Consider the following 8182-nt stretch of genomic DNA (forward strand, 5'->3'; position numbering starts at 1 on the left):
GAGCAGCGTGCGATGATAGAATACGACCATGCGGTCGATGCCGCGGCTGGCCAAGGCCAGCCCGGGAACCGCGATCTCCACGCCGACATGTTTCAAAAGCCGCGAACACATCATCGGCGTCAGGGTCAGCGACACGATCGCCGAGGTCACGACCGCGATCGTCAGCGTCAGCGCGAATTCGCGAAACATCCGCCCGACCAGTCCCGACATGAACAACAGCGGGATGAACACCGCGATCAGCGATAATGTCAGCGAAATCACGGTGAAGCCGATTTCGCTGGCGCCCCTGAGCGAGGCCTGCATCGCGGACTCGCCATTCTCCATGTGGCGCACGATATTCTCGATCATGACGATGGCGTCGTCGACCACGAAGCCGGTGCCGATCGTCAGCGCCATCAGCGACAGATTGTCGAGGCTGAAGCCCGAAAAATACATGATGCCGAAGCTCGTGATCAGCGATAGCGGCAGCGCGACGCCGGCGATCAGCGTCGCGCGCAGCGAACGCAGGAACAACAGCACCACCAGCGTCACCAGCACGACGCTCAGGATCAGCGTGAACTGCACGTCGCGCACCGAGGCGCGGATGGTGACGGTGCGGTCGCTGACCACGGCGAGGTTGACGCCGGCCGGGATCGCGCGCTGCATCTTCGGGATTTCGTCCCGGATCTGTCGCACAACCTCGATCACATTGGCGCCGGGCTGCCGCTGGATGTCGATGATCACGGCCGGCGTGCCCTGGTACCAGCCGCCGGTGCGGTCGTTCTCCAGCCCGTCGACGATGATGGCGATGTCGCCGATGGTGACCGGCGCGCCGTTGCGATAGGCGATGATGATCGGCTTGTAGGCGTCCGCCGCCGCGATCTGGTCGTTGGCGGCGATGGTGTAGGCCTGCTGCGCGCCGTCGAGCGATCCCTTCGGTCCGCTGACATTGGCGCCGACGATGGCGCTGCGCAAATCCTCCATCGAGATGCCATAGGCCGCAAGCCGCGCCAGATCGGCCTGCACCCGCACCGCCGGCTTGAGGCCGCCCAGCACCATGACGCGGCCGACACCGGAAATCTGGCTGAGGCGCTGGCCCAGGATGGTGTCGGCAAGATCGCTCATCGCGCGCAGCGAGATCGTCTCCGAGGTCAGCGCCAGCGTCATGACCGGGGCATCCGCCGGGTTCACCTTGGCGTAGGTCGGAGGATACGGCAGGCTCCTTGGCAGGATTCCCGCGGCGGCGTTGATCGCCGCCTGCACGTCCTGGGTGGCGCCGTCGATGTCGCGGTTGAGATCGAACTGCAGCGAAATCTGGCTGACGCCGAACGAACTGGTCGAGTTCATCGATGACAGCGACGGGATCTGCCCGAGTTGACGCTCGAGCGGCGCGGTGATCAGCGAGGCGATCACGTCGGGGCTGGCGCCGGGCAGTTGCGTCGTCACCTGCACCGTCGGGAAGTCGACCTGCGGCAGCGCCGCGACCGGCAGCGCCCAGTAACCGAGCGCGCCACCGATCAACAGCGCGATCCCCAGCAGCGAGGTCGCGATCGGCCGGCGGATGAACGGTTCGGAGACGCTCATGGTTGCGGGCTCGTCGTTGCGAAGCCAGGCATTCAAAACACGGGCATCTTGGTCACGGCTGCGACTTCGCCGCGCCGCCCGACGTTTCGCCCCGCGTCGCGGGTCCGCTCTGTCCCTTCTGATCGCCCTCGCGTTTGCCGCGATTGCCCTGACCATCCTTGCCCTGACCGTCCTTGGCCTGGCCGTCCTTGTCTTGCGGCGCCCGGCTGCGCTTGCGCGGCGCGAGATCGGCGGTCGGCGCGGAGTCTTCCGTGCCGACGATGACCTTTGCGCCATCGGACAGGTTGGCGAAGCCTGTGGTCACCACGCGGTCGGCGGTCGTGAGCCCGCTTGCGACCACGGCATCGTTTTCGTTTTGCTGCGTCACCACGACCGGCTTCGCCGTGACGAGGTCGCCCTCGCCGATCACGTAGCTGAAGGTTCCGGCGGGGCCGCGCTGCACCGCCGAGGTCGGCACCACGATCGCCTTCGGGAGGATTTCGACCTTGAGGCGGACGTTGACGAATTGGCCCGGCCACAGCTGGAAATCGGCGTTGGGGAATTCGGCCTTGAGTTTGAGCGTGCCGGTGGTCGGATCGACCTGGTTGTCGATGCCTTTCAGCATACCGCTATCGATCACGGTGGTGCCGTCATTGCCGAAAACGTCGACCGTCAGCGCGCCCTTGGCGGCCGCCGCATTGACGCGCACGATTTGCTGCTGCGGCAGGCTGAACTGCACCACGATCGGCTGCAACTGGGTGATGATGACGAGGCCGGAGGCATCGGACGTGTGAATGATGTTGCCCTGGTCGATCTGACGCAGGCCGGCACGGCCCGAAATCGGGGCGACGATCCGGGTATAGCCGAGCGTTGCCTGCGCATTGTCGATCGCGGCCTGATCGGCCTTGACCAGCGCTTCCTGCTGCGCGACCACCGCGCGCTGGGTGTCGGCCTGCTGTTTCGACCCGGCGTTGGAGGCGGCGAGCTGCTGATAGCGGGCGAGATCGAGACGCTGATTGGCAAGCTGGGCTTCGTCCTGCGCCTTCTTGGCGACGGCCTGATCGTATTGCGCCTGATAGATCACCGGATCGATCTCAGCGAGCACGTCGCCCTTCCTGACGTCCTGTCCCTCGACGAAATTCACCGATAGCAATTTACCGTCGACCTGGGCGCGCACCACCACGTTGTTCAGCGCCCGAACCGATCCGACGCCGTCGAGATAAACCGGAACGTCCTGGATGCGCGGCGTCGCCGCCAGCACCGGTACCGGCAGATCGGGGCGGGCTCCCGCCCGGTTGCCGGCCTGCTGCTTCTGCTGAAACGCGTTCCAGCCGATATAGCCGAGCCCGCCAAGGATGACGAGGGTCACGGCCAGCGAGACGATCCGCCTCAGCGCGCGCGAGACGAAGCTCGGCGCGCGCGCCGGGGCGGCGTTCGCAGTGTTCTCCGTTTCCGGCTTAAAGAGCATCGACCGGCCTCTCCATCCTCGGCTCCCAGCCGCCGCCCAGCGCCTGATACAGGCTGACGATCGCAAGCAGCCGGGCCAATTGGGCCTGCGACAGCGCATCTTCGGCCTGGAACAACGTCAATTGCGTATTTAGCACGGTTACGATGTCAGCGGTTCCTGCACGTAATTGCTGCTCGGCCAATTGAAAGGCCCGCCGCGACGCCGCCACCACCTCGCGCTGCAGCCGCAGCTTGATGGTGGTCTGGCGAATCGACATCAGCGCGTTGTCGACATCGGCAAATGACTGGATCACGGTCTTGCGATAAGTCTGCAGCAGCTCGTCCTGCCTCGCCTTCGCCAATTCGAAATTGCCGAGGATCTTGCCGCCGTCGAAGATCGGCTGGGTCGCGCTGCCGACCAGGCTGAAGAACGCGGCGTGGGGCTGGAACAGCGCCGACAGCGCCGAGCTTTGATAGCCGCCCTGCCCGGTGAGCTGGATGCTCGGGAAAAATTGCGCGCGGGCGCTGCCGACATTGGCCGTGGCGGACGCGAGCTGCGCTTCCTGCCGCCTGATATCCGGGCGCTGTGTCAGCAGTTCCGATGGCAGTCCCGGCGTCACCCGGGGAACCGCGATCCGGTCGAGCGAGCCGCCGCTGACGCGCACGGCCTCCGGCGGCCGCGACACCAGGATCGCCAGCGCGTTGAGGTTCTGATCGAGGGTCTGCCGCAGCGGCGGCACCAAAGCGCGCTGATTGGCAAGCACGCTCTCCTGTTGCGCGACATCGAGATCCGTCCCCGTGCCGGCAGTCAGGCGCTGCCTGATCGCGTCGAGAATGCGCGCCGCGCTGGCGATGTTGCGTTCGGCCGTTCGCAGCCGGTCCTGCGCGGCCAGCACCTGGAAATAGGCGTTGGCCACCGTCGTCAGCGTCGTCAGCGCGACCACGTCGCGATCAAAACGGTTGGCGACCGCGGTTTCCTCCGCGGCCTGCGCGGCGTCGCGGTTCTTGCCCCAGAAATCGAGTTCATAGCTGGCACTGAGCGAGGCCGAATAATTGACGACCTCGCGGCCACCGATGCTCAATCCGCTCGAGCTTGCGCCGGACGTGCGGGAATAGGTTTCCGAACCGGAGCCGGAGAGAGAGGGCAGCAGCGGCACCCCGGCGATACGCGCCTGCGCGTCAGCCTGCACGAAGCGCGCGGTCGCGGCCGCGATGTCCAGATTGACCGTCTGGGCTTCCTCCATCAGGACAGTCAATTCCGGAGAACGGAAGCCGCGCCACCAGTCCAGCCCCGGCGGCGCATCGGCGGCGGTCATCCGCCTGGCCGTCTTGTATCCGTCCGGTATCTCCAGCGCAGGATCGGGAAGGTCCCTGGTCAGGATGCAGCCCGCCAAGCTCGCGACCATGCAAAACCCCGCAAGCGACCTCGTCCAACGGCCCCAGCCCGGAGCGCAGGCACGCAGGCCTTCCAAAGCCACAGGGAATCGCTTGGTCACACCCGCTCTCCGCCACGCACACAGACCCGCAAAGATGCGCGAATGACGCTTTCAGGGAGGGTCTGCGAGAGGTTCACGAGCCGATGCTTCCGTTGGAGCCGGGCGGTGATACTACCCCTCGGATCAAGGCGCGGACAGTCCCGTCCGCCTTTCCTCAACGTTGCGTGCCAAGCCGCCCAACCGGCAACGAAAATGCTCAATTTCCCATGTTTCATCGGCGTTAGAACAACGCCGGGATGATCGGGGCAAGCCGGAATCTTACGAAGATTTCATGAGGTTTTCCCCCTGTTATGTCGGTGTGAATCCGTCTTTTCGCACGCGCCTGTGGCCGACTTGAAACCCTGAGAACCTCGAGCCGTATCTAGGAGGCACACCAGGGAGGCGCTTTCGGATGCGGGTCGCGGTTATCGGAACGGGAATTGCCGGCAACGCCGCGGCCTGGACTCTTTCGAAAAACTATCCGGTCACCGTCTACGACCGCGAGCTCCGCCCCGGCGGACACAGCCATACCGTCACCATCGACTATGATGGAACGCCGCTCGCGGTCGATATCGGCTTCATCGTCTACAACGAGCTCAATTATCCCGACCTGACGGCGCTGTTCGCCCATCTTAGTGTCGAGACCGTGGATAGCTGCATGAGCTTTGCGGTGACGGCGGATGCCGGCCGCTTCGAGTGGAAGGGTGGTGGCAACAGCTGGCTGGAAACCGCCAGAGGCCTGTTCGCGCAGCCGCGAAACCTGCTGTCCCCTTCCTACCTGTGGATGCTCCGCGACATCCTGACCTTCAACACAGAGAGCACCGCGGATCATGCGGCAGGGAATCTGGCCGGGCTGACGCTTGGCGAATATTTTCGCCGCCGCCATTTCGCCCCGCGTCTGTTGACGGATTATCTGGCGCCGATGGGCGCCGCGATCTGGTCGGCGCCGGCCAGCGACATCCTGGACTTCCCGGCCGAGAACTTCGTCGCGTTCTTCAGCAATCATCGGCTGCTGCAATATGACCGCCCGGTCTGGCGCACGGTGAAAGGCGGCAGCCAGCGCTACGTCGAGAAGCTGACCGAAGCGTTCCGCGACCGGCTCCGGCTTGGCTGCGCGGTGACATCGGTCGAGCGCACATCGCATGGCGTCGTCGTCCATGACAGCCATGGCGGGCACCACGGCTACGATCACGTCGTGATCGCTTCCCACAGCGACCAGGCACTGGCGATGCTGTCCGATGCCGACCCGGGCGAACGATCGATTCTCGGCGCCATCGGCTACTCCCCCAACACGGTCTATCTTCACCGCGACATCAGGCTGATGCCGAAGCGCCGGCACGCCTGGGCGTCATGGAATTTCCTGCGCTGGCGGCGTCAGGGAACGACCGCGAACGATGTCGCGGTGACCTACTGGATGAACCGCCTGCAGGGCATCGATGACGACAAACCGCTGTTCGTCAGCCTCAATCCGCCGTTCGAGCCCGCTTCCGAACTTACCTTCAGCAAGTATATGTGCGAACATCCACAATATAATGCCGCCGCCTTTGCCGCGCAGAAACGCCTCGCCGAGATTCAGGGCAAGCGGCATACCTGGTTCTGCGGCGCCTGGACCGGATACGGGTTTCACGAGGATGGACTGCGCTCCGGCCTCGAGGTCGCGGAGGCGCTGGGCGCCATCGCCCCGTGGCGCGAACCGCTGCCGGAACTTGCCGAAGCCGCGGAGTAGCGATGCGCACGGCAGCCACCCAAGTCGGGACGCGTGACGGTTCCGCCGACGCCGCGGCGGCGCTGTACGTCGGCGAGGTGATGCATGCCCGGCTCAAGCCGATCGGCCACCGCTTCAGCTATCGCGTCATGAGCCTGCTGATCGATCTCGACCGGCTCGCACAAGCGGACCGCCAGTCGGCCCTGTTCGGCGTCAACCGGGCCGCGCTCTACAGTTTCCGCGAGGCCGATCATGGCGAGCGCGACGGGTCGTCGTTGCGCGGCTACGCGCAGCGCTGCGCCGCCGAGCGCGGCATCGAGCTATCAGGCGGGCGGGTGCTGCTGCTGTGCTATCCCCGCCTGCTCGGCTACACCTTCAATCCGCTGTCGGTCTATTTCTGCTATCGCGCCGACGGCGAACTGGCGCTCTTGATCTATGAAGTTCGCAACACCTTTGGCGGTATCCACGTTTACGTGCTTCCGGTGAAGCCGGGCGAACGCAGCGACGCCGGCATCCGGCAGAGCCAGGACAAACTGTTCTACGTCTCACCCTTCATCGAGATGGCGATGCGCTACCATTTCCGCGTCTCGCCGCCGCACGCGAGGGTCAAGCTGCGCATCCTGGAGACCGACCGCGAGGGGCCCCTGCTCGCGGCGACCTTCAACGGCCGCCGCCGCGCGCTGAACTCGGCGGAGTTGCTGCGCGCCTTCTTCGCATTGCCGCTGGTCACCCTGAAAATAGCCGTGGCGATCCATTGGGAGGCGCTGCGGCTCTGGCTCAAGGGCGCGCGGCTGGTGCCGCGCCCGGACGCCGCCATCAATACTGGCTTGGCGATCGGCGATGGCAGCGACTATACTACGGCGGCGTTGTCCGGCCGCGCAAAACGGTGATGGTCGAGGTCGAGCCGATCACGCGCGGCCCGGACAGAGAACCAGTCGATGGATCTGCCATGCCCGAGCCGATTTCGGTAACCATGGACACCGTGGACACCCTGCTCCCGGACCTGCCCCGCATGGTCCGGATCGCGCTCGGCTATGGTTCGAAACTGCAGCGCGGCACGCTTGACGTGACGCTGCCCGACGGCCGTACCGTCAGGCTGGGCGGCAACGGGCCGGGACCGGCCGCCGCCATGAAGGTCTACGACTACGGTTTTGCGTCGCGGCTGCTGCGGAGCGGCGACATCGGCATCGCCGAGGCCTATCTGCGCGGTGAGTGGGACACGCCGGACCTGACCCGGTTCCTCTATCTTTTTTGCGTCAATCAGGACTGGATGCAGACGATGCTGATCGGCAAGCCGCTGGTGCGCACCGTCCAGGCCATCCGCCACTGGTTCAACCGCAACACCAGGCGGCAGGCGAGACGCAACATCTATGCCCATTACGACATCGGCAACGCGTTTTATTCGGCCTGGCTCGATCCGACCATGACCTACTCCTCGGCGCTGTTCGAGGACGGCACGGCCGATCTGACCGCCGCGCAGACCAACAAATACCGCCGGCTCGCCGAGGCGATCGACCTGCGGCCGGGCCAAAGACTGCTGGAGATCGGCTGCGGATGGGGCGGCTTTGCCGAGTTCGCCGCCAGGACATTTGGCGCGAAAGTGGTGGGGCTCACGATCAGCAGGGAACAGCGCGATTTTGCGCAAGCGCGCATCCACAACGCCGGCCTCAGCGACAAGGTCGCGATCCGCCTGCAGGACTATCGCGACGAGCGTGACCGCTATGACCGGATCGTATCGATCGAGATGATCGAGGCGGTCGGCGAGGCGTTCTGGCCGAATTATTTCTCACAATTGCGCGACCGCCTGCTGCCCGGCGGCCTTGCCGGCATCCAGGCCATCACCATTCAGGACAGCCTGTTCCCGGCCTATCGCCGCGAGGTCGATTTCATCCAGCGCTATGTTTTTCCCGGCGGCATGCTGCCCTCGCCGCAGATCCTGAAGTCGCTCGGCGAGAAGTTCGGCGTTCCCGTTATCCGCGAGCGCATTTTCGGGCAAGATTATGCCAGGACGCTG

General features: G+C 65.1%; 6 protein-coding genes. 3 read left to right on the forward strand and 3 right to left on the reverse strand.

What is annotated here, in order from left to right; genetic code table 11:
• The 3 genes from WCE35_RS20775 to WCE35_RS20785 form a co-directional block, all read right to left on the reverse strand.
• A partial coding sequence (locus tag WCE35_RS20775) for an efflux RND transporter permease subunit (protein WP_424595194.1) occupies nt 1-1563 on the reverse strand: 1563 nt, incomplete at its 3' end.
• Nucleotides 1564-1615: 52 nt separating this feature from the next.
• Entirely contained in the window at nt 1616-3010 is a 1395-nt protein-coding gene (locus WCE35_RS20780) for an efflux RND transporter periplasmic adaptor subunit (RefSeq protein ID WP_424595195.1), read from the reverse strand.
• Complete coding sequence (locus WCE35_RS20785) at nt 3000-4394, reverse strand: efflux transporter outer membrane subunit (protein ID WP_424595196.1); 1395 nt, start codon at nt 4392-4394, stop codon at nt 3000-3002. Before WCE35_RS20785 ends, WCE35_RS20780 begins: the two co-directional genes overlap by 11 nt.
• Nucleotides 4395-4875: 481 nt before the next feature.
• Between WCE35_RS20785 and WCE35_RS20790 the strand changes: the two genes are divergently transcribed.
• The 3 genes from WCE35_RS20790 to WCE35_RS20800 form a co-directional block, all read left to right on the forward strand.
• The gene (locus WCE35_RS20790; RefSeq protein WP_424595197.1) at nt 4876-6189 is read left to right on the forward strand and encodes an NAD(P)/FAD-dependent oxidoreductase; all 1314 of its coding nucleotides are present in this window, start codon (nt 4876-4878) and stop codon (nt 6187-6189) included.
• A 2-nt stretch (nt 6190-6191) separates the two neighbouring features.
• A complete protein-coding gene (locus WCE35_RS20795; protein ID WP_424595198.1) occupies nt 6192-7058 on the forward strand; it encodes a DUF1365 domain-containing protein in 867 nt (288 codons plus the stop codon).
• A gap of 59 nt (nt 7059-7117) precedes the next feature.
• On the forward strand, nt 7118-8182 hold a 1065-nt coding region (locus WCE35_RS20800; RefSeq protein WP_424595199.1), incomplete at its 3' end, for a class I SAM-dependent methyltransferase.

This window comes from Bradyrhizobium sp. (assembly GCF_049691595.1).
Classification (GTDB): Bacteria; Pseudomonadota; Alphaproteobacteria; order Rhizobiales; family Xanthobacteraceae; genus Bradyrhizobium.